Annotated in this window: 23 protein-coding genes; 14 read left to right on the forward strand and 9 right to left on the reverse strand. The window is 64.0% G+C overall.

Features of this window, described 5'->3' with window-relative positions; all coding sequences use genetic code 11:
- Positions 1–40: 40 nt before the first annotated feature.
- From KIO74_RS14895 to KIO74_RS14910, 4 genes are all read right to left on the reverse strand, one after another.
- Positions 41–877: an ABC transporter permease gene (locus KIO74_RS14895; protein ID WP_213332624.1), complete on the reverse strand. Its 837-nt coding sequence runs from the start codon at positions 875–877 to the stop codon at positions 41–43.
- Positions 874–1,854: an ABC transporter permease gene (locus KIO74_RS14900; RefSeq protein WP_213332625.1), complete on the reverse strand. Its 981-nt coding sequence runs from the start codon at positions 1,852–1,854 to the stop codon at positions 874–876. The genes KIO74_RS14895 and KIO74_RS14900 overlap by 4 nt, the downstream gene beginning before the upstream one ends.
- Positions 1,855–1,978: 124 nt before the next feature.
- Complete coding sequence (locus KIO74_RS14905; protein ID WP_213332626.1) at positions 1,979–3,592, reverse strand: ABC transporter substrate-binding protein; 1,614 nt, start codon at positions 3,590–3,592, stop codon at positions 1,979–1,981.
- 158 nt (positions 3,593–3,750) lie between these two features.
- A complete protein-coding gene (locus tag KIO74_RS14910) occupies positions 3,751–4,554 on the reverse strand; it encodes an IclR family transcriptional regulator (RefSeq protein ID WP_213332627.1) in 804 nt (267 codons plus the stop codon).
- A 134-nt stretch (positions 4,555–4,688) separates the two neighbouring features.
- Between KIO74_RS14910 and KIO74_RS14915 the strand changes: the two genes are divergently transcribed.
- The 7 genes from KIO74_RS14915 (at position 4,689) to KIO74_RS14945 (ending at position 12,762) form a co-directional block, all read left to right on the forward strand.
- On the forward strand, positions 4,689–6,023 hold the full coding sequence (locus KIO74_RS14915; protein WP_297258550.1) for an aspartate aminotransferase family protein: 1,335 nt from the start codon (positions 4,689–4,691) through the stop codon (positions 6,021–6,023).
- 29 nt (positions 6,024–6,052) lie between these two features.
- Complete coding sequence (locus KIO74_RS14920; protein ID WP_213332628.1) at positions 6,053–7,540, forward strand: M81 family metallopeptidase; 1,488 nt, start codon at positions 6,053–6,055, stop codon at positions 7,538–7,540.
- 295 nt (positions 7,541–7,835) lie between these two features.
- Positions 7,836–8,642 (forward strand): ABC transporter permease, encoded by an 807-nt coding sequence (locus tag KIO74_RS14925; RefSeq protein ID WP_213332629.1) that lies wholly within the window; start codon positions 7,836–7,838, stop codon positions 8,640–8,642.
- 86 nt (positions 8,643–8,728) lie between these two features.
- Positions 8,729–9,742, forward strand: coding sequence for an ABC transporter substrate-binding protein (locus KIO74_RS14930; RefSeq protein ID WP_213332630.1), 1,014 nt, complete (start codon positions 8,729–8,731; stop codon positions 9,740–9,742).
- Positions 9,743–9,813: 71 nt separating this feature from the next.
- A complete protein-coding gene (locus KIO74_RS14935) occupies positions 9,814–10,632 on the forward strand; it encodes an ABC transporter ATP-binding protein (protein ID WP_213332631.1) in 819 nt (272 codons plus the stop codon).
- An 8-nt stretch (positions 10,633–10,640) separates the two neighbouring features.
- Positions 10,641–12,026: an enolase-like domain-containing protein gene (locus KIO74_RS14940; protein WP_213332632.1), complete on the forward strand. Its 1,386-nt coding sequence runs from the start codon at positions 10,641–10,643 to the stop codon at positions 12,024–12,026.
- Positions 12,016–12,762, forward strand: a complete 747-nt coding sequence (locus KIO74_RS14945) for a TetR/AcrR family transcriptional regulator (RefSeq protein ID WP_213332633.1) — start codon at positions 12,016–12,018, stop codon at positions 12,760–12,762. Before KIO74_RS14940 ends, KIO74_RS14945 begins: the two co-directional genes overlap by 11 nt.
- Before the next feature lie 755 nt (positions 12,763–13,517).
- On the opposite strand, the gene KIO74_RS14950 is transcribed toward KIO74_RS14945, so the two are convergent.
- Complete coding sequence (locus tag KIO74_RS14950) at positions 13,518–14,189, reverse strand: TetR/AcrR family transcriptional regulator (RefSeq protein WP_213332634.1); 672 nt, start codon at positions 14,187–14,189, stop codon at positions 13,518–13,520.
- A gap of 242 nt (positions 14,190–14,431) precedes the next feature.
- Here KIO74_RS14950 and KIO74_RS14955 point away from each other — a divergent pair, with 242 nt between their 5' ends.
- The 3 genes from KIO74_RS14955 (at position 14,432) to KIO74_RS14965 (ending at position 16,882) form a co-directional block, all read left to right on the forward strand.
- Complete coding sequence (locus KIO74_RS14955; protein WP_213332635.1) at positions 14,432–15,601, forward strand: MFS transporter; 1,170 nt, start codon at positions 14,432–14,434, stop codon at positions 15,599–15,601.
- A 91-nt stretch (positions 15,602–15,692) separates the two neighbouring features.
- Positions 15,693–16,310 (forward strand): LysE family translocator, encoded by a 618-nt coding sequence (locus KIO74_RS14960; RefSeq protein ID WP_213335340.1) that lies wholly within the window; start codon positions 15,693–15,695, stop codon positions 16,308–16,310.
- A gap of 59 nt (positions 16,311–16,369) precedes the next feature.
- The gene (locus KIO74_RS14965) at positions 16,370–16,882 is read left to right on the forward strand and encodes an MmcB family DNA repair protein (protein ID WP_213332636.1); all 513 of its coding nucleotides are present in this window, start codon (positions 16,370–16,372) and stop codon (positions 16,880–16,882) included.
- A gap of 229 nt (positions 16,883–17,111) precedes the next feature.
- On the opposite strand, the gene KIO74_RS14970 is transcribed toward KIO74_RS14965, so the two are convergent.
- On the reverse strand, positions 17,112–17,669 hold the full coding sequence (locus KIO74_RS14970) for an ActR/PrrA/RegA family redox response regulator transcription factor (RefSeq protein WP_213332637.1): 558 nt from the start codon (positions 17,667–17,669) through the stop codon (positions 17,112–17,114).
- A gap of 278 nt (positions 17,670–17,947) precedes the next feature.
- Positions 17,948–19,285, reverse strand: a complete 1,338-nt coding sequence (locus KIO74_RS14975) for an ActS/PrrB/RegB family redox-sensitive histidine kinase (protein WP_213332638.1) — start codon at positions 19,283–19,285, stop codon at positions 17,948–17,950.
- 351 nt (positions 19,286–19,636) lie between these two features.
- Here KIO74_RS14975 and KIO74_RS14980 point away from each other — a divergent pair, with 351 nt between their 5' ends.
- The 4 genes from KIO74_RS14980 to KIO74_RS14995 all read left to right on the forward strand — a co-directional run bounded on the left by KIO74_RS14980 (position 19,637) and on the right by KIO74_RS14995 (position 23,735).
- The gene (locus KIO74_RS14980) at positions 19,637–20,926 is read left to right on the forward strand and encodes a polyhydroxyalkanoate depolymerase (protein WP_213332639.1); all 1,290 of its coding nucleotides are present in this window, start codon (positions 19,637–19,639) and stop codon (positions 20,924–20,926) included.
- 115 nt (positions 20,927–21,041) lie between these two features.
- Entirely contained in the window at positions 21,042–21,785 is a 744-nt protein-coding gene (locus KIO74_RS14985; protein WP_213332640.1) for a M48 family metallopeptidase, read from the forward strand.
- Between the two features lie 27 nt (positions 21,786–21,812).
- Complete coding sequence (locus tag KIO74_RS14990) at positions 21,813–22,616, forward strand: 2-keto-4-pentenoate hydratase (RefSeq protein ID WP_213332641.1); 804 nt, start codon at positions 21,813–21,815, stop codon at positions 22,614–22,616.
- A gap of 264 nt (positions 22,617–22,880) precedes the next feature.
- Positions 22,881–23,735, forward strand: coding sequence for a CPBP family intramembrane glutamic endopeptidase (locus KIO74_RS14995; protein ID WP_213332642.1), 855 nt, complete (start codon positions 22,881–22,883; stop codon positions 23,733–23,735).
- A gap of 94 nt (positions 23,736–23,829) precedes the next feature.
- Here the strand turns inward: KIO74_RS14995 and KIO74_RS15000 are convergent, their stop codons facing one another.
- Both KIO74_RS15000 and uxaC read right to left on the reverse strand, forming a co-directional pair.
- On the reverse strand, positions 23,830–25,308 hold the full coding sequence (locus KIO74_RS15000) for a mannitol dehydrogenase family protein (protein WP_213332643.1): 1,479 nt from the start codon (positions 25,306–25,308) through the stop codon (positions 23,830–23,832).
- A complete protein-coding gene (uxaC, locus tag KIO74_RS15005) occupies positions 25,305–26,714 on the reverse strand; it encodes a glucuronate isomerase (RefSeq protein ID WP_213332644.1) in 1,410 nt (469 codons plus the stop codon). The genes KIO74_RS15000 and uxaC overlap by 4 nt, the downstream gene beginning before the upstream one ends.
- Positions 26,715–26,766: the final 52 nt, after the last annotated feature.

Below are 26,766 nucleotides of genomic sequence, written 5' to 3' on the forward strand. Positions count from 1 at the left end.
CTTGAGGGGAGGGATCGCGGCGCGTTTCCCGCGGCCGCCCTCAGGCCCGTCCACCCTCGCCGAGGCGGCGGTTGAACGCATCGTTGAGGCCGTCACCAACGAGGTTCAGCGCCAGCACCGTCAGCGCGATGCAGAGGCCCGGCATCACCGTCGTCCACCAGGCGAGCCGCATGGCAGAGCGTGACGCGGCGATCATGTAGCCCCAGCTGATGAGGTTGGGATCGCCAAGGCCGAGGAAGCTCAACGCCGATTCCGTCAGGATGGCATTGGCGACGAGAATCGAGCCGATCACGATCACGGGCGACAGGGCATTCGGGGCGATCTCGCGGGTAATGATATGCGCCGTCGAGAACCCCTGGACGCGGGCCGCCTCAACGAACTCGGCCCGTCGCAGCACAAGGAACTCGGCGCGCACGATGCGCGCGACCTGCGGCCAGCTGATCAGGGCGATACCGCAGATCGTGGCCGTGACGCTCGGGCGCATCAGGGCGATCAGCACCATGAGCAGGATGAAGCTCGGGATGATCTGGAAGAACTCCGTGAAGCGCATGATCGCGTCATCGATCCAGCGCCCGAAATAGCCGGCGAGCGCACCCAGCACCGCGCCGATGACGATGGCGAGCAAGGCCGACAGGAGCCCGATCGTCAGCGAGACGCGCGCGCCATAGGCGAGGCCCGCCGCAACATTGCGACCCAGCATGTCGCTGCCCGCGATGAGATTCGGCGAGCCGGGCGGCCTGAGCGGCGCACCCGCGATGGCGAGCGGATTGCCGGGATAAATCACCGGCGCGAGCAGCGCGAAGGCGAGGATGCCGAGAAAAGCAAGGAGGCCGATGACGGCGGTCGCATTGCGCAGGAAGCGGCGAAGGGCGCTCATTTGCCGAGCTCCATGCGCGGGTCCAGCACCACGTAGAGGAGATCGGTCAGAAGATTGAAGAGCACCACGAGAACCGAGGTGAAGATGAAGATGCCGATGAGCAGATTGTTGTCACGCGCGATGAGCGCGTCATAGGCGAGCCGCCCGATCCCGGGCCAGGAAAACACCGTTTCCACCAGCACCGTTCCACCGACCAGGGCGCTCGTCTGCAGGCCCGCGTAGGTGACGACGGGAATGAGCGCGTTGCGCAGGACGTGGCGTATGAACAGGCGCGTCTCCGAGATGCCCTTGGCGCGTGCCGTGCGGACGAAATCGAGATTGACGACTTCGAGCATCGCGGCGCGCGTCAGGCGAGCATAGATCGCGGCGAAGAAGAGGCCCAGCGTCAGGGCCGGCAGCACGAGATGCCGTCCGATATCGAGCGCCCGCGCCATCGGCGCCGGGTCCCCACCCATGGTCTCGATGCCGAAGGCCGGCAGCCAGCCGAGATGGACAGAGAAGGTGAGAACGAGGACGAGACCCAGCCAATAGGACGGCATGGCATAGAAGGCCATCAGAAAGACGCGCAGGACGCCGTCGACAAGCCGCCCGGCGTATTTCGCGGAGACTGCGCCGACGAAGATACCGATCGCGAGCGAGACGACGATGACGACACCGGCGAGCAGAAGCGTCGCCGGCAGTCGCTCCATGATGAGATCATAGACGGGTTGCCGTTTCTGATAGGAAAAGCCGAGATCACCGACACCGACCTTGGCGAGGTAGATGCCGAACTGGGTGAGGACCGGCTTGTCGAGGCCAAACTCCTTTCTGAGATCAGCTACATATTGCGGGTCGCTGTAGCCAGTCTCACCGGCGATCGCCATCGCCGCATCGCCCGGCGCGAGCCGCACGAGGAAAAACGAGAGAAATACCACGCCAACGACTACCATCGCGGCTTGCACAACACGACGCGCGAGAAAGGTCGCTCTCGTGGACATTCTTTCTCCTCGTGGGAAACGCGAACGGGAAAAGCAGGCGCGGCCGGCAGGCTGCCTGCACAGACGACATGCGCGGGACTTTCACGAAGATAGTCCCGCTTCGCGGAATGAGCCGCCGGACACGCTAAGCAGGCTTGGCGGCACCGAAACCGTCGCAAGGGCCGTTCGGCCCCAACACCACGTCCTTGAACTTCTTCGTGTGGAAGAGCGGCTTGCGGCGTTCATACATCCACAACATCGCGACGTCCTCGGTCAGGATCTTCTGCAATTCGCTGTAAGCGGCCTGCGCGTCCTCGCGCTTGACGGCCGTCGCGCCCTTCTGCAGGAGATCATCGACCTTCGGGTTGGAATAGCCCTGCGTATTCGTCTGGGGAACGCCCTTACGGATATTGTTCGACAGGAAGAAGCGCGACATGCCGATGGCCGGATCACCGAACTGTCCGTAGCTGTTCCACATCACGTCGTAGTCCCAGTCACCGTTTCTCTTGTAGAACGTGGCGACGTCCGTGGACTGCAGCTCGACGTCGAGACCGACATCCGCGAGCGCCTGCTTTGAATATTCGCCGGCGCGACGCCACGGACCATCTTGGTTCGGGAGCATCAAAACCGAGAACTTGTGGCGGACTCCACCCGCGCCGGGCTTCAGCCCCATGTCGTCCAACAATGCCTTGGCCTTGGCGGGCGAGAATTCGTATTGGGTGAGGGCTTTGGGATCGTAATAGGGGACAGTGGAAAAGATGGGGCTGTCCGCCACACGGCCGAGGCCGAAATTCAGCTGATCGACCAGGAAGTTGCGGTCCATCGCGTGCATGATCGCGGCCCGGAAGCGGCGATCGTTGAACGGCGCCGTGCGCTGGTTGATCTCCATCAGCGTGATCTCGCCAACGGCGTCATAGGCATTCTGCACCATGACGAGGCCTGGATTGTCACGGAAGCGTGGCACGTCGATCGGGTCGAGATCATCGCCGAAGGCCATGTCGACCGCGCCCGTCTCCAGCGCCACGGCGCGCTGCTCGGCCGAAGCGATGATGCGGAAATTCACTTCGTCGAGCCCGGGCTGGCCCTTGCGCCAATAGTTGTCATTCCGTACCAGCTTGATGAAATTACCCTTCGACCACTGAGCGAACTTGAAGGGGCCAGTACCGATCGGCGCCGTATTCGCGGGATTATTGCGAAAATCAGTGCCCTCGTAGATATGAGCCGGCATCATCGGCCCCGTGGAGGCCATGAACGCCAGAATAAAGGCGTTGAAAGGCTCCTTGAGCTTGAAAACAACCTTGTGGTCACCTTCCGCCGTAATGGATTCGCAGCGATCCATCGCGGCGCGGCTGCGTGGATTGAGCTCACGCAGCATCTTCGCGCAGGTGAACACCACATCCTTGGATGTGAACGGCTTGCCATCATGCCATTTAACGTCCGGCTCGAGCTCGAAAGTATAGACAAGGCCGTCGGGCGAGACGTCGAAGCTGCGCGCAAGATTAGGTTGCGGTTTCAACTGCCAGTCAAACAGCAGAAGCGACTCGTTGATGGATCCACATACGGACTGGATGACGCTGGTATTGAGCAGCGCGTAGTTGAGGGTGGCCGGCTCCACGTTGAGCATGGCATTCAGCACGCCACTGCGTGTCTGCGCGAACACCCACTCGGGATACCCACCTGTGGCCGCCAGGGCCGCGGCACCTCCCGCCGATTGCAGAAACCCCCGCCGCGTCGTCAAAGAACGTCGTATCGTTTCCATGATCCAAGGTTCCCTCTGCTGCTCGGACCATCCGGGACGCCCTTGATTTCAAGCCATGCGCGGACGGGCCTCTTGGTTCGAAGCTAGGGACTGGCTCCAGTTCATGTCAAGAACGCCATGTTTCCTCACACGAAACAGAAATCAAAAAACCTTGGGTTTCAGCCGGTGGCTGAGGCGAGTGGCGGCGCCTCAGGAACATAGCCGAGCGCCGTGGAAACCGCCGCCGCCGCCTTGCGCAACATGGCCACCGCCTCCACCGTGATTTCGGTGCTCATGCGCCGCTCGGGCGCCGAGAGGCTGAGCGCAGCGACGGGATAGGCGTCCTCATCAAAGATCGGCACCCCGATGCACATGGATCCGTCCTCGTTCTCGCCGGTCTCGATGGCGTAACCACGACGCCTGATATCGGCGAGCTGCCGCGACAGGGCGCCCCGGTCGGTGACGGTATTGATGGTCTTCAAATCCAGGGGCGTCGCCAGAAAACTCCTGCGCTCATCCTCCGGCAGGAAAGCCAGGATCGCCTTGCCAAGCGACGTCGAATGCATGGGATGGCGATCGCCCAGGCGGGCCTGCATTCTGAGCGCTCGCTTGGCTTCCAGCATCTCGACATAGACCACGTGGCCCTCGGAAACGATGGCGAGATTGATCGTCTCGTTGAAGATGTCGAGCAGCCGCTGCATCTCCGGCAGGGCCAGCGTCCTCAAGCCGTGCAGGCTCTTGTCGATGCGGGCGAGGCTGCGGAAACGCCCGCCGACGCCGTAGCGATCCTTCTGCGCGTCATGACGCAGGAACGAAGCGGCCGTCAGGGTCTGCAGATAGCGGAAAACCGTGGTCTTGGGCATCTTCAGCTCGGAGGCCACCTCGGTCAACGAGACGTCATGCCCCTTCTCGGCGACCAGTTCCAGCACCTTCAGCGCCTTGAACACGGGCTGCACGATGTAGTTGTTGGGCGTTGCTGGCATGGTCTTCGTCCTCGTCCGACAGGGCGCAACTGCGATACCAGATTTTTCCGCCCGACGAAACCAATGTTCCTTTACAAGAAAATGGAGCTTTGGTCTGCTTGGCTCACGATGCACAACCGTGGGAAACGCCGACCGTGTCCGCCATCACATCTTCCTCCCGTCCGCCCCTTTCGTTCGATGGTTCAGCCCGGCAGATCAAGGACAACATGCGATGGCTGCCCGGTGGGGTCAGCAGCAACTTCCGTCTCGGCATCGCGCCGACGCCGCTCGTTTTCGAGCGCGGCGAGGGCCCTTACCTGTTCGATATCGATGGCAACCGGCTGATCGATTACTACCTCGGCATGGGGCCGATGATCCTCGGCCACAGCCCGTCTGGCGTGCGTGAGGCGGTGAAGGCGCAGGCCGACACGGGCATCCTCTTCGCGGGGCAGAGCGCTGTCGAGACGGAGGCCGCGCGGCTTGTCTGCGAGATGGTGCCCTGCGCCGAGCGCGTACGCTTCGGCTCGTCCGGGTCGGAGGCGGTGCAAGGCGCGCTCAGGCTGGCGCGCGCCGCGACCGGCCGCCGCATCATCCTCAAGTTCGAGGGTCACTATCACGGCTGGTTCGACAACATCCTGTGGTCGACAGCGCCGGCCCTCAACGCGGCCGGCCCCGAGGACGCGCCCGTGCCGGTCGCGGGTAGTGTCGGCCAGGAGGCCGAGGCCGCGGGCGGCATCGAGGTGATGGCCTGGAACAACCTGGAGCGGCTTGAAGCGCGGCTCGCGAAGGGAGACGTGGCCGGCGTCATCATGGAAGCGGCCATGTGCAACGCGGGCGCCATCCACCCGGGGGCGGGCTATCTGGAGGGCGTGCGCGAAGCCTGCACCCGGACAGGCACGATCCTGATCTTCGATGAGGTGATCACCGGTTTCCGCCTCTCGCCCGGCGGCGCGCAGAAGCGCTTCGGCGTGACGCCGGACCTCGCCACCTTCGGCAAGGCCATCGCCAACGGCTTCCCCGTGGCGGCGCTGGCCGGCCGCGCCGACCTGCTCGATCTCTTCGCGACCGGCGGCGTGGTGCATGGCGGCACCTACAATGCGCAATGCCTGTCCATGGCGGCGACCGTCGCGACGCTGCAGGCGCTGACCCCGGAGCTGTTCGCCACGCTCGAAAACCGTGGCACCCGCCTGATGGACGGCATGCGCGATACCCTGGCGGAGGCCGGCATCCCGGCCGTCGTCGCCGGCTTCCCGCAAGTGTTCCACGTGGCCTTCGGGCTGAGCGAGCCGGCGCGCGACTATCGCGATCTCACCCGTATCAACCGTCAGGCCTATATAGCCTTCACCACCGCGCTGCTGGCACGCGGCGTGCGCGCGCTGGAACGCGGGGCCTGGTTCCTGTCGAGCGAACATGACGACGCGGTGATCGACGAAACACTCGCCGCCGTCGCCGGCGCGGCGCGGGACGTCAAGAGCCAGATGAGCTTGTAAAGGCAGCTGACAGCGAGCGGGGGCGCGTGATGACCGGGAATGGCGCTGGCAAAAGAATAGCCGTCGGCTGCTTCATGCAGGAGACCAACACCTTCTCGCCAACGCCGACGACGGTCGCCGATTTCGAGGCGCACTATCTCAGACGCGGTGCCGATGTTCTCACGGGCTATGGCACAGCCCGCGTCGAGGTTCCCGGCTTCCTCAGCGTTCTCACCGCTGCGGGCGCCACACCTGTCCCCCTCCTCGCCACCCATGCGGCATCGAGCGGAGCGCTGACCCGCGACTGCTTCGAGACCATTCTCGGGGAGCTGCTGCGGCGCCTTGCGGACGCAGGCCCCCTCGACGGGATCCTGCTGGCGCTGCACGGCTCCATGGCCGTCGCGGACAACGGCGATGCCGAAGGCGAAATCCTGGAGCGCGTGCGGGCGGCCCATCCGAACCTGCCCATCGGCGTGTCGCTCGACCTGCACGGCCATATCACCCAACGCATGCTGCAGCCGGACACGTTCCTCATCGGCTACCGGGAATACCCGCATATCGACATGTTCGAGACGGGCGCGCGCGTCGCGGAGCTGATGATGGAGGTCCTCGCCGGACGCCGCCGCCCGGTCATGGCCTTCGCCAAACGCCCGCTCCTGTTCAGCCCCGTACGCTGCCGGACCGACGACGGGCCGCTGACATCGATCGTCGCGGAAGCGCGTCACATGGAGGAGCGGGAGGCTCATGTGCTGCACGCCTCGTTGTTCCCGGTGCAGCCGTGGCTCGACGTGCCGGACATCGGCTTCGCGGCCCTTGTCTGCGCCGACGGCGACAGCGCGGCGGCGAAGGGCGCGGCCGACCACCTCGCCGATCTCGCCTGGGCGGCGCGCGGCGACTTCGAGCCGGATCTCACGCCCATCGACGAGGTCATCCGCATCGGACTGAGTTCCCCCGGCCTCACCGTCGTCGGGGATGGCGGTGACGCGCCGACCAGCGGCGCGCCCGCCGACGACCCCACCATCCTGAAACGGCTGCTGGCGCTTGGCGCCGACAAGGCCGCGCGCATGACCTATGTCACCCTGCGCGATGCGCCCGCGGTGCAGAAAGCCTTCGCCGCCGGCCCCGGCGCGACGGTGACGCTCTCGGTCGGCCATTCCCTGTCGGCGGGCGAGCCGGTCGAGATCACCGGCATCGTGCGCAGCCTCTCGGACGGCACCTATGTCATGCGCGACGCGGGCGCCGCCGGGCTGGAGACGCACCAGGGGCCGACCGTCGTCCTTCATATCGGCGCGATCCGGCTCGTCCTGCGCAGCCTGGGCGGCTTTGAATGGGACACGGGCGTCTACACGGCCTTTGGCCTCGACCTGCGCTATCCCGCGCTCGCCTTCGCCAAGTCCCCGTCGCATTTCCGGGTGTCCTACACCCCCTTCGCCGCACGCATCCTGGCCGGCGACACCCCCGGCGCCAGCGCCTGCAACCTGCGCCGCCTCAAGCTCGTGAACGTGACGCGACCGCTGTATCCGCTCGACGACATCTAGGCGAATTGGCAGGCTGTCGGCGTCGTTCCCTGGATCCCCCTTCCCGGGCTGCTGCGCAACCCGCCGGGGATGACATGGGGTTGCCGCCCGCGCTGATTTCTTGCCCGCGGGGGATAGGCGTGGCGCGACTGCCTTGATGACACGAAGCACTCGCGGCACAGGGCATCGCCTAAGACTTTGGTCGATGTCGCCTCTGGTTCGCTTGACACCGATACCCCGGGCTGAGTAAATCACCAGTTAGTTACAACATGCGCGGAAAGCGTAGTCTGGGAAACGCTCTGGTGGAGGTTATCGGATGGCGACGCCGTCGGTCCGTACGCTTGCTCGCATTGTGGACTCGCCCTGGGTCAGGCCGGTTGGCCTGCTTGTTCTCCTGATTGTGCTCTGGGATGTGGCGGTCAGGCTGTTCAGCATTCCGGCCTATCTCATCCCCGCGCCCATCGACGTCATCAAGGCCTTCCGCACGGAAGGGCCGATGCTCTTGGCCGAGAGCGTGCCGACCACGCTCGCGACACTCGGCGGCTTCCTGCTGTCGGCAGCCATCGGCATTCCGCTTGCGATGCTCATCGCGGGCTCGCGGACGATCGAATCCTATCTCTATCCGTTGTTGGTGTTCTCTCAATCCATCCCGAAGGTGGCTATCGCGCCGCTCTTCGTGGTGTGGTTCGGCTTCGGCATGACGCCGAAGGTGATTTCCGCTTTTTTGCTCGGCGTCTTCCCCGTCGTGGTTTCCGGCGTGCAGGGCTTCAAGTCCCTTGATCCGGACATGCGGGACCTCGCCCGCGCCATGAAGGCATCGTGGCTCCAATCCTTCGTGATGGTGAAGTTGCCCCACGCCATGCCAGCCATTTTCGCCGGCCTCAAGGTTTCGGTGACGCTCGCCGTCGTCGGCGCGGTGGTCGGCGAGTTCGTCGGCGCCAATTCCGGGCTTGGCTTCGTACTGCAGCGCTCGATCGGCAATTTCGAACTGCCGACGATGTTCGCCGCGCTTGTACTGCTCGCCGCGATCGGGGTCATCCTGTTCTGGCTCGTCGATCTGATCGAACGTTTCGCTATCCCCTGGCACGCCAGCCAGCGGCAGGAATTCTTTGCGACTGCTTGATGTTCAATAACTTCACTAACGTTCAATAACTGCACTTGCGCAACCGCCAGCTAACAAGGCGGGCCGCAATCACCGGAGGAATGATTATGTTAAGACGATCTGTTCTTAAATCGATACTTGCAGGCGCCGCGGCCCTCGCAGCCCCCTCTTTCGTTCTTCCCGCGGCGGCGGCCGACAAGGTCACGCTGATGCTCAACTGGTATGTCTACGGTGAGCACGCGCCGTTCTACTATGGCAAGGAGAAGGGCTTCTATGCCGCCGAGGGCATCGACCTTGACATCCAGGAAGGTCGCGGCTCGGCCGTAACCATTCAGGCCGTCGCCGCCAATACGGCGACCTTCGGATATGCCGACGTCGCCACGATGATTCGCGCCGCCGCCAAGGGCGCGCCTGTCACGTCCCCCGGCGTGCTGCTACAGACGAGCCCGATGTCGGTGATGGGCTTTTCAGACAAGAACATGCGCAAGCCTGAAGACCTCAAGGGCAAGACGATCGCGACCACGCCGGGCGATTCCATGTCGCAGATCTGGCCGCTCTTCCTCAAGAGCGCCGGCCTGAAGGAGAGCGAGATGAAAATCCTCTCCGGTGATGCACAGACCAAGCTCAACGCCGTCATCAGCGGTCAGGCGGATGCCCTGCTCGGCTATTCGATGGACCAGAGCATGAAGATCAAGGATGCGACCGGCAAGGACGTCTTCCCGATCATGTTCGCGGACTATGGCATTCACCTCGTCTCGTCCGGCATCATCGCCAATCGCGACTTCCTCAAGAAGAACGAGGACTTGACGCGGCGTTTCATGGCCGCCACCACCAAGGCCATCCTCGCGGCCGAAAAGGATCCGGACGGCGCGGTCCAGGCCATCCTCAAGGCTCTGCCCAAGGCCGGCCAGCCGGCGACGCTCAAGGAAGGCTTCGAGCTCACCATCCCGCTCTATCGCACGGCGGAGACGAAGAACCTGCCGCCCTTCCATGTCACCGACCAGAACATGGTCGATTCCGTTAACCTGCTTGTTGAATACGGTGGCCTCGAAGCTTCCGCCAAGAATGACGTGAAGAGCTTCTACAGCCGCGATTACTTGCCGAAGGCGGCCGGCGGCTGATCGCGATCAGCGTCGCGTTTCGTCAAGACATCGTCCATCGGTTGAAACATCAGGCTCACGGGGGAGGAAGTATGTCGCTGTCGTTGAGAGTGGTGAGTGAAAGCGATCAGCCCAAGACCAGGAAGCGACTCATCGAGATCCGCGGCCTGCAAAAAACTTACCGCACTCGCGACGGCGACGTACCCTCGTTGAAGCCGATCGACCTCGACATCCACGACGGCGAGTTCGTCGCCGTCGTGGGCCCGTCAGGCTGCGGCAAGTCCACCTTGCTGAAACTCGTCGCCGGCCTCATCCCGCCGACGGCCGGCGAGATCCACATCGACGGGAAGCCGGTGACCGAGCCGCCGGATGACGTCGGCATCGTGTTCCAGAGCCCGGTTCTGCTCGCCTGGCGCTCCGTGCTGCGCAACGTCATGATGCCGGTCGAGGTGCGCAAGCTCGACCGCGCTTCCCATCTCGAACGGGCCCGCAAGCTCCTCAAGACCGCGGGCCTGGAGGGCTTCGAGAACAAATATCCCTGGCAGCTGTCCGGGGGCATGCAGCAGCGCACGTCGATTTGCCGCGCGCTGGTGCATGATCCGAAGATCGTATTGATGGACGAGCCGTTCGGCGCTCTCGACGCCTTGACGCGCGAGCGGATGAACCTCGAGCTGCAGCGCATTCATCAGGAAACGCGCAAGACCATTCTGCTCATCACGCATTCCATCCCGGAAGCCGTCTTTCTCGCCGACCGGGTTGTAGTCATGTCTGAGCGGCCCGGGACGATCGCCGCCATCTATGACGTGGAACTGCCGCGCCCCCGCCGCCTCGAGGACATGGGCAGCCCCCTGTTCAGCTCGCTGACCCAGACCATTCGCGGGCATTTCTACGCGCGCGGCCACCTCGACTGAGAGAGTTCATGAGTCTCCGCGTCACCATCGACGAGATCGCGCTTTTTGAACGCCCGATGACGTTCCGCCTGCCGTTTCGCTTCGGCGCGGTGACAGTGACGGAAGCTCCGCAAGCCTTCGTCCGGGTGCGGCTGACGGGCGAGGACGGGCATGGCGCGACCGGTGTCGCCGCCGAGATGATGATGCCGAAATGGTTCGACAAGAACCCGGCCAAGAGCCCCGGCGACACCATCACCGACCTCCGAACGAGCCTCGCGACCGCCGCCGGCTTCTATCGCGACGGTGCACGCGAACCCGAGACTGCCTTCGGCCACCATGCCAGGGTTTATCCCCGACAGATTGCCGCCACGAGCGCGCATGGCCTTCCCTCGCTCGCCGGGGCCTATGGCCCGGCGCTCATCGACAAGGCCATTGTCGATGGCGTCCTGAAGCTCAGGGGGCTCGATCTCGCCGCCGGACTTCGCGCCAATGTCCTTGGGCTAGATAGCCGGCTTACTAATGATCTGGCGCAGGAGGACATCGATTCCTTCCTTCGTGGGGTCACGCCGCAGCCACGCGTGAGCCTCCGCCACACAATCGGCTTTGTGGACGCGCTGGATGCGCTGGCGGATGAAGTCGCCCATGCGCGGCCTCGCTATTTCAAGATCAAGCTGAGCGGTGACGTCGCGGCGGATTGCGCGCGGCTTCGCGCCTTGACGCCCGCTCTCGAGGAGCTGGTGCCTGACTTCGCGGCGAGCCTCGACGGCAATGAGCAATATGATCAGGCGCGCCTCTCCGAACTGATCGCGGCATTCGGAAGGGACCATATCCTTAGCCGGCTTAAATCAAGGCTTCTCTATATCGAGCAACCTCTTGACCGCGCGGCTACTTTCGTGACGCCGGTCGCGGGCGCTGACGATATTCCCTTCATCATCGACGAGGCGGATGGTGGCTACGACGCCTTCCCCAAGGCGGCGGCGCTCGGCTATCGCGGCGTTTCATCGAAGGCCTGCAAGGGCCTCTACAAGTCCCTGATCAACGCCGCGCGCGCGACGGCCTGGAACCGGCGCGACGGCGTGCCCGGTCGCTGGTTCGTCACCGGTGAGGACCTCACCTGTCAGGCGGGCCTCGCCGTGCAGCAGGATACGGCGCTGGTCGCGTGCCTCGGCATCAGCCATGTGGAGCGCAATGGCCACCATTATGTCGACGGCTTCGGCGCGGCGCCTGCCGCGGAGGCCGCCGCCTTCGCCGCGGCGATGCCCGGCTTCTATGAACGCCAGGGCGACGCGCTGGTGCTAGCGGTCGGCAGGGGGGCGTTGCCTACAGCCCCCCTCTTCACACCGGGCTTCGCCAGCGGCGCCATGCCGGACTGGGCGAGCCTCGCGCAGATCGAGGACGACGCGCATGTCGCTTGAATGGGCGGGGCGCGCGAATCTGCGGGCCGAGGGGACTCAGAAAAAGACCGCGCAAATCCAGACTGGGCAGATCCAGCCTGAGCAGGACGAGGCTTCACAAACCAGAGCTGGGCAACCGCCGCGCACGCGTGATCCCGAGGCGACGCGCGCGAAGATCCTTGCCGCCGCGACGGTCGAATTCGCGGCCAGCGGCTTCGCCGGCGCCTCCATCGATGCCATCGCGAGCCGGTCGCAGGCCAACCGGCGGATGATCTATCACTATTTCGGCTCGAAGCGCGGCCTGTGGCTCGCCGTTCTGGAAGCCGCCTACGAGCGCGCGCGGGTGGCCGAGGTCAAGCTCGATCTGGGCCGTTTAGCGCCCGAGGAGGCCATGCGGCGCCTCGTGACCTTCACCTTTGACGCCTTCGTCGGCGACCGGGTCTTCATCAATCTGCTCAACAGCGAGAACCTGCACCAGGCCCGTCACCTCAAGACGTCATCGCGGGTGAAGGAGATGCATTCGCCGTTGATCGGGATGATCAGCGAGATCCTGGACCGCGGCGTTGCGGCGGGGCTTTTCCGCGCGGGCATCGATCCGGCGCAGCTCTGGATCTCGATTGCCGGGCTTTCCTATTTCTACTTCTCCAACATACACACCCTTTCGGTGATCCTCGACCGCAACTTCCCCGGCAAGATGGAAATCGGCGCCCGGCGCACCCATGTGGCCGAGCTGATCCTCGCCTCGCTCCGGACTTGAATGCAGTTCCGGTGACGCGTCATAGCGGGTCCCGCTCCGGCTCATCCCGGCCATCCGGCAAGCCAGCATTGTGGCCCTTCCAATGAGAGCACCGGCGCGAACAGGCCGAAATGACGGATGTCGATTATATATTTCAAATCGCTCAGAGAACGGGATGGTGATAGCGAGACATATTGCGTAACGGAATGCGAAAAGATCATAAAAACACGCAATCCCTCAGTTTCTTGAAACAATCAGATGCCACAATACTATATTGCGGATACATCTCAATTTTCACAAATTTGACATGAATCGAGTAAATCGTGCGACGATCATAACCATTTATGACGATTAGCATGCGAAGAACATTGGTATATACGCTTCCACTTTCACTCTCATCAACTTCAGTGCCGAATCATTACCTGGTGATTCGATTTTTTTGATTGCAAAGCCGGAATCGATACGAACGACAAACTTACGGGGCGAATTCGCTTACCAGAAAAATTCCCAGATCACCTTGTCCACGTTGGAAAATTATTACTCGTAGATCTGTAAAAAACATGCTTGATCCTAACGGGCGAGGATGGACGCCGCTATTTTCCTGACACGATCGAGGATACGATTGCAAAAGGGATTGTTGAGCCTGAAAAATTGGTGAAATGATTTTTTATATTTGGAAGCGGCGACGTTGATGTTTCACAACAAACAAAAATTGCAATAACCAACGTATGTAAATAAGAAATTCTAGAAATTATTATTTGATCGCCGTCCTCTCATCACTTCACGATACGGAGTGATGAGAGGACAACGTGGACAATATGCTCGCCCCAATGGGCGAGGCGCTCCGGTGCGGTGAGATCGCGGGCAAAGATCGTTGAGAGCGTGTGGCGGTTGGACAGGTAGAAAGCCGCGAGCGAGGCGATGCTGATATAGACATCGACCGGATCGAGGCCGGGCAGAAAACGGCCCTGCGCCGCCCCTTTGTCGAGAAGCTCGCGGAGTTTTTCGATGAAGGGAGAATGCAAGCTCAGCACCTTCGCCGACTCGCGGAGATTCTCGGCCTTATGCAGGTTTTCCGTGGCGAGCAGGCTCAGGAATTCCGGGTTGTCCAGGAAATACTGCCACGTAAAGGCCGTGAGCCGGCGGATACCGTCCTCCGGGTCCGCTGTTTCCAGCTTAAGCGCGGCCTCGGCGGAACGGATCGAAGCATAGGCCTCTTCCAGAACGGCCATGTAGAGGCGCTGCTTGTCACCAAAGTAATGGTAGATCATGCGCTTGTTGACACCAGCGCGCTCCGCCACCGCATCGACACGCGCGCCACCAATACCCTTGTCCGCGAATTCGCGCGTCGCCGCCATCAGAATGGCCTGGCTCGTGCGGTCCGGGTCGCGGGACGTACCGGTATAGCCCCGGCGGCGCGGCGCGACCACGCCACTGTCACTCGTCATTGCTTGTCGGCTCCGCGCACGAGGCTCGTTAAGAATCGGAATAGATAGCCGTTCCCTCGCAGACATGGCGGCTGATCGCAAGGGTTGGATGGCCGCGCATGGCGGGAGGACAGGCTTCACGAATGTCAACTGCGCCCTTCGCAATGCAGCGCCGACGGCAACCACCCTTGCGGCGGGCGTAAAAATAGGGCTCCCTCACAGGCCATCAAGACGTCGAGCCTTGCAGAATGTAGAGCCTCGCCATGTTGCGCGTCGAATCGCCTGGCTTGCGCCGGGACCGCATGGCCACCGCGGTACTATTCTTGGTCAATGGTGCCGTGTTCGGTGCCTGGGCGACCCATATCCCCGTCGTGAAGACGGTTCACGATCTGTCGCCGTCCCTGCTCGGCCTCGCGCTTCTGGCCTTGGCGGCCGGGGCACTCATCGCCATGCCGGCGTGCGGGGTGGCCCTGGCACGCTTCGGCGCGCGGCGGGTGCTTGGCGTCACGGGGCTTGCCTTCAGCGTTCTCCTCGCGCTCCTGCCTGTCATGCCCCAGACGGCGGGACTTTTCGCTGTCCTCTTTCTCTTCGGCGCCTCCGGCGGCGCCATGGACGTCGCGATGAACGCCCATGGCACGGCCGTGGAACACCAGTTCGGCCGGCCGATCCTGTCCTCCCTCCACGGCATGTGGAGCCTCGGCGGGCTGGTGGGCGCGGGACTGGGCGGCCTCAGCCTCGCCCTCCTGCCGTCAGCGATCGAGGCGGCGACCCTCGCGGTCGTCTTTGCGGCCACAGTCCTTGCCGCCGTCCAATACATCCAGCCGCAGATGGCCACCGCGACCAGTGACGACCCGAAGCTGGCGCTGCCGGACCGCGCAACCCTTGCGATCGGCGCCGTCGTCATGTTCGCCTTCATGGCCGAAGGCGCGCTGCTCGACTGGAGCGCCGTGTACCTCCGTGAAACGCTTGATGTGCCAGCGAGCTCGGCCGGGCTCGGTTTCGCCGTTTTCTCCGGCGCCATGGCGATCTCGCGCTTTCTCGGCGACAGCATCCGTCGGCGTGTCGGGCCCGTCATGCTGGTCGGCGGCGGCGCCTTCATAGCCTCTGTGAGCCTTGGACTTGGCATAGCCGTGAACCACCCGCTGGTGGCTGTTCTGGCGTTCGGCATCGCCGGACTTGGACTCGCCAATGTCGCGCCCGTCGGTTTCAGCACCGCGAGTGCCGGCAGCGCCGACAACCCGGCGCAGGCGGTGGCGGCGGTGGCGACGCTGGGCTATGGCGGGGTTCTGATCGGTCCTGTGATGCTTGGCTTCGTCGCCGATGCGACCTCCCTGTCAGGCGCGCTGAGCTTGACGGTCGGCCTCTGCCTTCTCATCGTCTGCGGTGCACGGGCCATGCGCGTCAAGCGGTTCAGCCCGGGAACGGGCCGTTGATCGTGGGCCGCTCGCCACATCGGCTATCAGTGAGGGGAATGTGATGGAGATCGGTTTTCTGGGAGATTTACTCCTTGATACGCAAAATTGGATCAGCTTGAAGGCCTGGGCGGCCTTCATGGCCGCGTCGGCGGTGGTCCTTCTCATTCCCGGTCCGACGATCCTGCTTGTCGTATCCTATGCCCTCGGCCAGGGTCGCCAGGCCGCGATGCCCCTCGTGCTCGGGGTGGCGGTTGGCGATACGATCGCGGTGATCGCTTCCCTCATGGGCCTCGGGGCCATCCTCGCCGCTTCCGCTCTTGTGTTCACGATCGTGAAATGGCTCGGCGCCGCCTATCTCGTGTATCTCGGCATCAAGCTGTGGCGGGCTGATCCGGCCTTGCAGAGTGCCACATCTCCAGCGAAGGCGCGCCCCATGGCCATGTTCTCGCACGCGGCACTGGTCACGGCGCTGAACCCGAAGAGCATCGTCTTCTTCGTGGCGTTTCTCCCGCAGTTTCTCGACCAAAGCCGCCCGCTCCTGCCGCAGATGATCATTCTGGCCGCGACCTTTGTCACGCTGGCGTTCTTCAACGCCGCCGGCTACGCGATGCTCGCCTCCTCGGCCCGCCGCCTCGTCAGCCGCCCAAGGGTTCTGAAAGCCGTGAACCGCACCGGCGGCAGCCTCCTCGTGGGCGCCGGCATCGCGACGGCCACATGGCGCTCTTGAACTTGGCTGTCCTAAATTGGCGATTGTGAGCCGGCGTCCTGCGAACATAGGGCTGCGGAATGGGTGACGATAGGGTCAGCATCCATCACTGGCGCATTGAAGCGCTGGCACTGCGTCTCACCGACGGCCGCCAGTCGCCGACCGCCCTGAAAATCCAGCGAGGCGTTTGCCGGCTGATGGCGGGCCTCGGCCAGGTTTCGGTGACGGAACTGACCTTGGCATCCGGGCGGCGCGCCGACGTCATCGCGCTCAGCCCCGCCGGCGACATCACCATCGTCGAGGTGAAATCGAGCCTCGCCGATTTCCGGGCCGACACGAAATGGCGGGACTATCACGCCTTCAGCGACTACCTGTTCTTCGCCGTCGCGGAGGATTTCCCGATCGAGGTGCTGCCGGAGGAGGCCGGGCTGATCGTTGCCGACGCCTACGGCGCGGCCATCCTGCGCAGTCCGGAGCGCATGCCGCTCGCGGCGGCACGGCGCAAGGCGGTGACGATCCGTTTCGCGCAAGCGGCGGCGGCACGGTTGCATAGCCTGACGGATCCGGATGGCGCGCCAATCGCCTTGCTTTGATAGAGCGCCCTGGTTTGATCCAGGGCCTCTTTGATCAAGGACCTCTTTGATCAAGGGCCCTGCCGCCACGTTCCGATCTGATGAGATCGCTGAGTCTCAGTCAGCCGTCATGGCTAGGCTTTGTCCCGGCCATCCCGAATAATTGAGGTGCTTTACTGGTCGGGATCACCGGGACAGGCCCGGTGATGACGCCGGTATCTCCCGTTCGACGCTAAAATCCCGATCGACCCTAACGCGGGGCGCGCTTCGCGAGGATGCGCTGCAGGGTGCGGCGATGCATATTCAGCCGCCGGGCGGTTTCCGACACGTTGCGGCTGCAGAGTTCGTACACGCGCTGGATATGCTCCCAACGAACCCGATCCGCCGACATGGGGTTTTCGGGCAGCTGGGCGCGCTCACCCTGCTGCGCCATCAGGGCGGCATGGATCTCGTCGGCGTCAGCGGGCTTCGCGAGGTAATCGAAGGCGCCGAGCTTCACGGCCGTGACCGCGGTCGCGATATTGCCATAGCCGGTGAGCACGATGCAGCGCGCGTCGAGGCGACGCTCCTTGAGGCGGGTGACGACGTCCAAGCCGTTCCCATCGCCGAGGCGCATGTCGATGACCGCGAAGGCCGGGGCCTGCTCGTCGATAGCCGCGAGGCCCTCGGCGACACTTTCGGCAACGCGCACACTATAGCCACGGGTTTCCATGGCCCGCGCCAGTCGTGTCAGGAAAGGCCTGTCATCATCGACGATCAAAAGGCTGTTGTCGCCTTCGATCTCTGTTTGCTGCTCGGAGTCTACCATCCGGTCACCTCACGCAGGTGGGCCACGCGACACCTTTGGGCCCTCAATCACAGAGCAATCCCAGGCTAGAGCATGCCGCCTCAAAAGGAAGATCCGCCTTAGACGTAATCTGCGCTCTGTCACTTCTCTCTATAATCGCGTCCCTCGCCGCGATGATCTCTTTCCCTAGCCGCCCCTTTGACCCCGATCAATGCTGATCGATCACGAAATAGGCATTTGTGACACTTTTCTAAAGGATCGATCTCCGCTTGATCCTATCGATCACGTGATTTTTCCCGTCACCGCCATCGGCCGACGTCGGGAAGCGGATCGAGATCCCGCTCGAAAACGCCGCGTGGCCAGGTCACAGTGACGATGGCGCCCGTGTCCGGCGCGGCCGCATTGCTGAATTCGATCGACGCGCCGGAGCGCTCGATCAAGGTCTTGGCGATGAAGAGACCAAGTCCGAGGCCGTCACCCGGCTCACCACCGCCCCGGCGGTCGGATCCCCGTGTGGTGACATAGGGATCGCCCAGGCGCAGCAAGACCTCGGGCGCGAACCCCGGCCCGTCGTCGCGAACCACCACGCTCACCGTGTCCTTCGTCCAGGATGCGTCGATGACGACTCCGGAGGTCGCGAAATCAACGGCGTTGTCGACGAGATTACCGAGCCCATAGAGGAGGCCGGGACTGCGGCGACAGATGGGCTGTGCGCCCTCGCCGCTCGCATTGAGGGTAAGCGGCGTGCTGAAGGAGCGCTGGGGGTTCGCCACTTCCTCGATGAGATCGCGCAGCGTCAGGCGTTCGAGCGGCCCGGCCTCGCCGGTGCCCAGCGAGGTCAGCGTGCCGAGGATCTTGCGGCAACGCGCGACCTGCTCGCGCAGCAGCGTTATGTCCTCCGCCATGGGGCCGTCCTTCGGCGCGAGCTTGTCGAGTTCCTTGGCCACCAGCGCAATGGTGGCGAGCGGTGTGCCGAGTTCGTGGGCGGCGGCAGCGGCGAGGCCATCGAGCTGCGACAGGTGCTGCTCACGGGCGAGCACGAACTCAGTCGCGGCCAGGGCGTCGGCAAGTTGCCGCGCCTCCTCCGCGACGCGCCAGGCATAGACCCCGGTGAAGGCCAGGCCGAGCAGAATGGCGCACCAGATACCCGCCACGTACAAGAACGGCAGATGCAGCGTCTCCCCGGGATACCAGGGCAACGGCAGGTGGAAGAAGGCCAGAATGGTGACGCAGACCATGGCCATGAAGCCTAGCGCCAAAGTTCGCCAGGGTTGCAGGGCCGTCGCCGAAATCATGACGGGCGCCAGCAACAGCATCGCGAAGGGGTTTTCCAGGCCACCCGTGAGGTAGAGCAGCGCGGATAGCTGCAGGATATCGTACCCCAACAGCAGGGAGCCGGCGTTTTCGCTCAGCCTGTGGCTGATCGGGTAGCGGATACGGAGCGCGAAGTTCAGCCAGGCCGACACCGCGATGGCGACAAAGCAGAACGCAAAGGGAAAAGGAAAGCCCAGACCGAAATGCACGCCCACAACGGCAGCGCTTTGTCCCACGACGGCCAGGGAACGCAAACGGACGAGGGTGTCCACCCTCAGATGCTGGGCTGTGCGCCGTATGGTTGCTGTATCGTTGACGGCCATGGATCCATCCCGGCCGGGCGCGCCCGACTACATGTGGGGGCTAACCCCTATAGGCGCGTCGCGCAAGCGCTAAGCACAGCATCAGACTGGCTTTTTTGGCAGGGTACGCGGCCATGGGGACGACCGGCGATGTGGGATTGATGTTTCCGGAGGCATGGCTTCATGAAGGGCCCCGGCAGCTCGCCCCCTGACCTGCCCGGAACGCAAGGCTACGATTGTGCGTTGCATCAGGGTGGACGTGGTTTGAATGATTACAGAAAAAAGGTTAAGATCACGTCTCGATTTTGCGACGCAGCATCGCAGCGAGCCCTGTTGCGCCTCCCTTTGTCACCTCTCCCACGAGGGTAGAGAATGAATTTTGCCTATTTCTGGTATGAGGCCGCGCACGCTCTTGTCAGCCCGGCCCGCGCCGTCACAGATGCGGCTCGACTGACTTTCAACAATCCGATCAATCCGCTCACCTATACCGCCTACGGACGCACCGTCGCGGCCGCCTGCGAACTCTTCGAGCGAACGACGCGCCGTTACGGCAAGCCGGTCTTCGGCCTAAAGGAAACCATCGTGGAAGGCATGACCTGCCGGGTCCGCGAGGAGGTGATCTGGGAAAGGCCGTTCTGCCAGCTGCTTCACTTCGATCGCGGCGGCAAGGCCAAGCGGCTGAACCAGCCGAAGCTCCTGATAGTCGCGCCGGTCTCCGGCCACTACGCGACGCTTCTGCGCGGCACCGTCGAGGCGTTCCTGCCGACTCACGACGTCTATATCACCGATTGGGTCGATGCCCGCCTCGTGCCCCTGTCCGAAGGGCGTTTCGATCTCGACGACTATATCGACTACGTCATCGAGATGATGCGTGAGCTCGCGCCCAACCTGCATGTGCTCGCGGTCTGCCAGCCGTCCGTGCCGGTCATCGCGGCGGTCGCGCTGATGGAGGCGGACAAGGACCCGGACGTGCCGGCCTCGATGATCCACATGGGTGGCCCGATCGACACGCGCCGCTCGCCGACGGCGGTCAATCTGCTGGCGCAGGAGCGCGGCACCGAGTGGTTCCGGCGCAACTGCATCGTGAAGGTGCCCTTCACGCAGCCGGGCTTCATGCGCGAGGTCTATCCGGGCTTCCTGCAGCTGTCGGGCTTCATGGCGATGAACATCGACCGGCATCTGACCGCCCATTGGGAAATGTACCAGCATCTCGTCGACGGCAACGGCGACTCGGCCGACAAGCAGCGCGAGTTCTACGACGAGTATCTCGCCGTGATGGACATGACCGCCGAATTCTACATGCAGACCATCGACGAGGTGTTCGTCAAACATAGCCTCCCCAAGGGCGAGATGAAGCACCGGGGCAAGCCTGTTGATCTTGGCGCCATCAAGCGCGTGGCGTTGATGACCGTGGAAGGCGAGCGGGACGACATTTCGGGCGTAGGCCAGACGCAGGCCGCCCACGACCTGTGCAAAAACCTTCCCGCTTCGATGAAGCTTCAGCACCTGCAGCCGGGCGTCGGCCATTACGGCGTGTTCAACGGCCGCCGTTTCCGGGAGGAAATCGCGCCGAAGATCACAACCTTCACCAAGACGTTCAATGGCGATACGGCTGAGGTTCCGCCCCAGCGCCGCGCCAAGGTCAAGGGAGAGGCAGCCTGAGGCCGCCTCTGACAGCGTGCGGATTGTCACGACCATGATCCTTAAGCCACGTCGTGGCTCACGTCATCATGCTGATGTGCTATTGATGGCCGACCTGCCAAAGGCCTGAATCGGCATGCGCATCAGTCTGTTCAAACGGTCGGCTCCTGACCCGGACCATATTGCCGTGCGCCACGGCGCGGAGACGTTCCAGGTCACTGTGCGGCGCCGCGCCGCCGCGCGGCGCTTCACATTGCGAGTGTCGAACGCCACCGGCGAGGCCGTGCTGACCTTGCCGGAACGCGGCGACTTCGCCGCGGCGCGACGTTTCGCCGAAGCCCAAAGTGGTTGGCTCGCCGCGCGTCTCAAGCGCGTCCCGGACAGGACCCCTTTCGACGTGGGGGCGCTCGTGCCGTTGCGTGGCATTCCCCACCGTATCGTCCACTGGTCGAAGACGCGCGGCGTTCCGGAGGCGACATTCGACGCCGCCGGCGCGCCCATCCTCGCCGTCACCGGGGAAACCCCTCATGTCCCGCGCCGCGTCATGGACTTTCTCCGGCGGGAAGCCACGCGCGATCTGACGGAGGCCGTGGCGCGCCACACCAAGAGCCTCGGCATTCCGGCCCGCAGCATCAGCATCCGCGACACCAGGAGCCGCTGGGGATCCTGCTCCGCGCAGGGCCGGCTCAATTTTTCCTGGCGGCTCATCCTCGCGCCGCCTTATGTGCTCGACTATCTGGCGGCCCATGAAGTCGCGCACCTTAAGGAAATGAACCATTCGGAGCGTTTCTGGCGCTTGACGCGTCGGCTCTGCCCCCGCACAGACGAAGCAGAAGCCTGGCTCAAGCGACATGGCTCCGCCCTGCATCGCTTTGGCTGACACCATCCTGATCCGGAGGAAACAACGATGAGCGAGCCATCCGCCGTGACAGCCATCGCGCTGGCCTTTGCCAATGCGCGCGCCGAAGCCCGCGCCCTGTCGGGCTTTCCCGGTACGGTGCCGGAGAGTTTCGAGGCGGCCTATGCCGTGCAGAAAGCGGCCATGGGCGTCCATCCCGCCAATCTGCGCGGCTGGAAGGTTGCCATGGTCCGGCCGGATTGGCGCGCGGCGTTCCCCGAGGAGCGGCTGATCGGTCCGGTGTACCATGTGATCGACGTGCCGGATGGCGGCACAGCGACCATGCCTTCGATCACAGGCGGCTACACAGCCGCGGAGGCGGAATTCATCGCCGTGATGGCGCAGGATCTCCCGCCGCGCGAGAAGCCCTATGAAGTGGCGGAAGTGGCGGCAGCAATCAGTGCGATCCATGTGGGTGCGGAAATTGCCGGCAGCCCACTCGTCAATCTCAACGATCTCGGACCGGGCTCCATCATCAGCGATTTCGGCTGCAATGCTGGTGTCGTGCTGGGCCCTGAAGTCGTCGGCTGGCAATCGCGCCCCTGGGAAAGCCTCACCGCGAAATCCACGGTCAATGGCGCCGCCGTCGGCGAAGGCACCGCGGCCGGCGTACCGGGAACGCCACTGGCCGCCGTGGTTTTCCTGGCTAACAGGCTATCACGCCTCAAGATCACGCTGCGGGCGGGAGACCTCGTCTCGACGGGGATGGTGACAGGCATCCACAAGGTGGCGGCCGGTGATCGGGCGGTGATCGATTTCAGCGATTGTGGTCAGTTCACCATCGATTTCGCGACGGCGAAGCCGGTCGATTGAGCGACACCATCCCTTCACTGGACAAACGCGAGGGCTAGGTCCTCCACGGCGCGGGTCGCGGCGCAATGGCTCCGTGGTGCGCCGAGCAATCAAGAAAAACAATCGGAATCGCGCGACAAGATCAGCAGAACTCACCACGACAACGGCGCTGCCTCTTGAGCTTCTGGATCATGCCGTCTGGACGAAACCATCCAGGCGGCATGGTTTTCACAGCTTGGAGCGCGCTCCGGGCAATCCGCTTCCCTACACGGATCGTCACCGGACATGTCGCCCATCCAGCTCCTGCAGCCGCTCCTCCTGGTCTTCGCCATCATTGCCCTTTTGGCCCCGATCCATCGCGGGGCGGGATTTGTGCTTCTCGCCGCCAGCTACGGCCTGGCGTTCGTGACAGGGCAATTGAGCGGTCCGAGCCTCATCCCCATCATGCTGCTGTTTCTCGCCGCTTACGCGGTCACGCCGCGCCATCCGCAGCCCGCGCGCATTCTCGGCCACGGCTTGTTCCTTGTCCTTGCCATCGCCTTGAGCCTGCATTGGATGCCGGGCTTCGACAACTGGCGCCTCATCGGCCCGGAACGGCTGACGCCCGACGCCGCGCCTTTCACGATGTATCTCAATCTCGACAAGCCGCTTGGCGGCCTATGGCTGCTGCTGGTCCTGCCCTGGCTGCGGCCGCGCTACGCGCTCGTCCAACTCCCGATCGGTCTCGCCGGCGCCGGGCTCGCCGTGCTGCTGTCGCTGCCGCTCGCGCTCGCAGCCGGCATCACGGCATGGTCGCCCAAATGGCCGGCTTCGAGCGGGCTCTGGCTTGCGAACAACCTCCTCATCGTCACGGCCATGGAGGAGGTGGTTTTCCGCGGCTATCTCCAGGGCGGTCTTAGCCGCTGCCTTCAAGGCCGGCGGTACGGCGACTGGATCGCGCTGGCGGTCGCATCGGCCCTATTCGGCCTCGCGCATTTTGCCGGAGGATGGCCCTGGATGCTCCTGGCGAGTTTGGCCGGCCTTGCCTACGGCTGCGCCTTCCGCTTCGGTGGCCTGCCCGCCGCCGTCATTGCCCATTTCGGGCTGAATGCGGCGCATTTCTTCCTGTTCGTCTATCCCATGCTGCAGGCGGGGGCCTGACCACCCGTGTCCCCGCCGCGCGAGGCGGAAACACCTGCAAGAGATCCAGGCACGTGGGAGAGATCCCGGGATGGCTCCCGCATGCGAGGCCGCTTCAGCCGTAGTTTGCCACAGTCGCCTTGGCGCCCTTGTCGAACAGGCTCGCCAACGCGGCCGTCACCGCCTTGACGAAAGTGGCATTGGAAGCGAGATCCTCGCCAAACACGGCTCGCACGCCCATGAGCGCGGCGACCAGTTTTTCGGCATCCCGGCCGGCGGCATCCGCCAACGCCCGGAATTCGGCCGCCAGCGGGTCGCGCACGTCGATCGGCTCGCCGGCTTCATCGACGCCCGTGACATACCGCATCCAGGCCGCGACGGCGAGGGCATGACGTTCCACCGGCAGCCCGCGCGCCAGACGGTCGCGGATCGTTCCCAGCAGCCGCTGCGGCAGCTTCTGCGAACCGTCCATGGCGATCTGCCAAGTGCGGTGCTTCAGCGCCGTATTGCGGAAGCGTTCGATCAGCGAACGCTTGTAGCCCGCGACATCGGCGCCCTCTGGCAGCGTCAGCGTGACGGTGGAGTCTTCCATCAGCGCGGCGACATAAGCCGCGATCGCCTCATCCGCGATGGCTTCGGCGACGGTCTGGTATCCGGCGAGATAGCCGAGATAGGACAGCGCCGAGTGACTGCCGTTGAGCAGCCTGAGCTTCATCGCCTCGTAGGGCGCGACATCCTCCACCAGCGTGGCGCCAAACTTCTCCCACGCCGGCCGGCCGGAGACGAAGCGGTCCTCGATCACCCATTGGGTGAAGGGCTCCGTCATGATCGGCCAGGCGTCGGTCAGGCCGAGCGCGCCCGCGATGTGGCTACGGTCGGCGTCGGTCGTCGCCGGCACGATGCGGTCGATCATCGTGTCGGGGAAGCTGATCGCCTCCCGCACGTGGCGGCCGAGTTCAGGCGAGACGAGATCGGCGAAACGGGTCAGGATGCCCTTGAGCGTCTGGCCGTTGGCCGGAAGATTGTCGCAGGACATCACGGTGAAGGGGCGCGTGCCGGCAGCCTGCCTCCGGGCGATGGCGGCCGTGATGAACCCCAGCGCCGAACGGGGACGCCGCGGATTGGCGAGATCGTGCACCACATCAGGATGCGCCTCGTCCAGACGACCGGTCGCCGGGTCATGGCAATAGCCCTTCTCGGTGACCGTGAGGCTGATGATAGCCACGTCCGGATCGCTCATGCGGGCGAGCAGGGCCTCCGGATCCTCCGGGGCCACCACCACATCGAGAATGCTGCCGACGACACGCAGCGCCTCGCCGGACGTCTCGCGGACCGCTATGGTGTAGAGGCTGTCCTGCGGCACCAGGGCATCGCGCGTGTCGGGGCTGCGCAGGCTTGCGCCGACGATGCCCCAGGCCAGATCGCCTGATTTCAGGACGTCCTCGGTATAGACGGCCTGATGCGCCCGATGGAACGCGCCGATGCCCAGATGGACGATACCGCTACGGACCCGGCCGCGATCATAGGTGGGACGTTCGATCGCGGCAGGCAAGCCGCCCAGACGGGCGGCATTGAGACGGGGCGGATGCGTCACAGCTTGTAGGCCTCCTTGGCCAACCGGTAGGCGAGATCATGGGCGACTTCGGCGGCTTCATCCTCGTCGAGGCGATGGGTCACCACGAGCTCGGCGAGATAGGCGCAATCGACGCGGCGCGCCACGTCATGGCGCGCGGGAATGGAGGGGAAGGCGCGGGTGTCGTCGTTGAAGCCGACGGTGTTGTAGAAACCTGCCGTTTCCGTCACCAGCTCGCGGTAGCGGCGCATGCCCTCTGGACTGTCGTAGAACCACCAGGCCGGGCCGAGCCTCAGGCAGGGATAATGTCCGGCCATGGGCGCAAGCTCACGCGAATAGGCCGTCTCGTCGAGGGTGAAGAGAATGACCGTCAGGTCCCGCTCGTTGCCGAAGCGGTTGAGCAGCGGCTTGAGATCGCGCACGTAGTTGGTGGCGCTCGGGATGTCCGCGCCCTTGTCGCGGCCGAATCGCGCGAACAGGTCGGGATTGTGGTTGCGCTGGGAGCCCGGATGGATCTGCATCACCAGCCCATCCTCGAGGCTGAGCGCCGCCATCTCGGTCAGCATCTGCGCGCGGAACAATTCCGCGTCCTCCGGCGTCACCTGCCCCTGCGCCATGACGCGGGCATACAGCGCCTCGGCCTCAACAGGAGAGAGATCAGCGGTGCGGGCGGTGGGATGGCCGTGGTCCGTCGACGTCGCGCCGAAGCTCTTGAAGAACTGGCGACGCTTGCGGTGGGCCTCGCGATAGCCGGCGAAGGTGGCGACGTCGGTATCCGTGATCTCACCGAAGCGGCGAACGTTGTCGCGGAAGCCGTCGAACTCCGGATCGACGACCGGATCCGGTCTGTAGGCCGTGACGACGCGCCCTTTCCAGCCGCTGTCCCGGATCGCGGCATGGTGCGCGAGATCGTCAAGCGGGCTCTCGGTCGTCGCGATGACCTCGATATTGAACTGCTCGAACAGCGCGCGCGGGCGAAACGCATCGCTTTCAAGCCTGGTGGCGATCGTGTCGTAAATCGCGTCCGCGTTGCCCGCCGACAAGCGCTCGGTCACGCCGAACAGCGTCGCCAGCGCGTGGTCCAGCCATAGGCGCGTCGGTGTGCCGCGGAAATGATGGTAGTTGCTCGCGAATAGCCGCCAGATCTTGCGCGGATCCTCCTCCACGGCGGAGCCGTCGACCGTGGGAATGCCGAGATCCTCGAGGCGGATGCCCTGGCTGTAGAGCATGCGGAAAATATAGTGGTCCGGCACAACGAAAAGACGCGCCGGATCGGGGAATGCCGAATTTTCCGCGTACCAGCGTGGATCGGTGTGGCCGTGCGGGCAGATGAGCGGCAGGTCCTTGACCTCGGCATAGAGCCGGCGCGCGACAGCGCGTGTGGCCTCGTCGGCCGGAAACAGGCGGTCGTCATGCAGTAGGGTCATATCGCTATCCCAGCCTTTCCCTTGTAAGGGTTAAGGGTACAAACATGCGTCG

Origin of the sequence: Chelatococcus sp. HY11, assembly GCF_018398335.1 — a bacterium.
Taxonomy (GTDB): domain Bacteria; phylum Pseudomonadota; class Alphaproteobacteria; order Rhizobiales; family Beijerinckiaceae; genus Chelatococcus.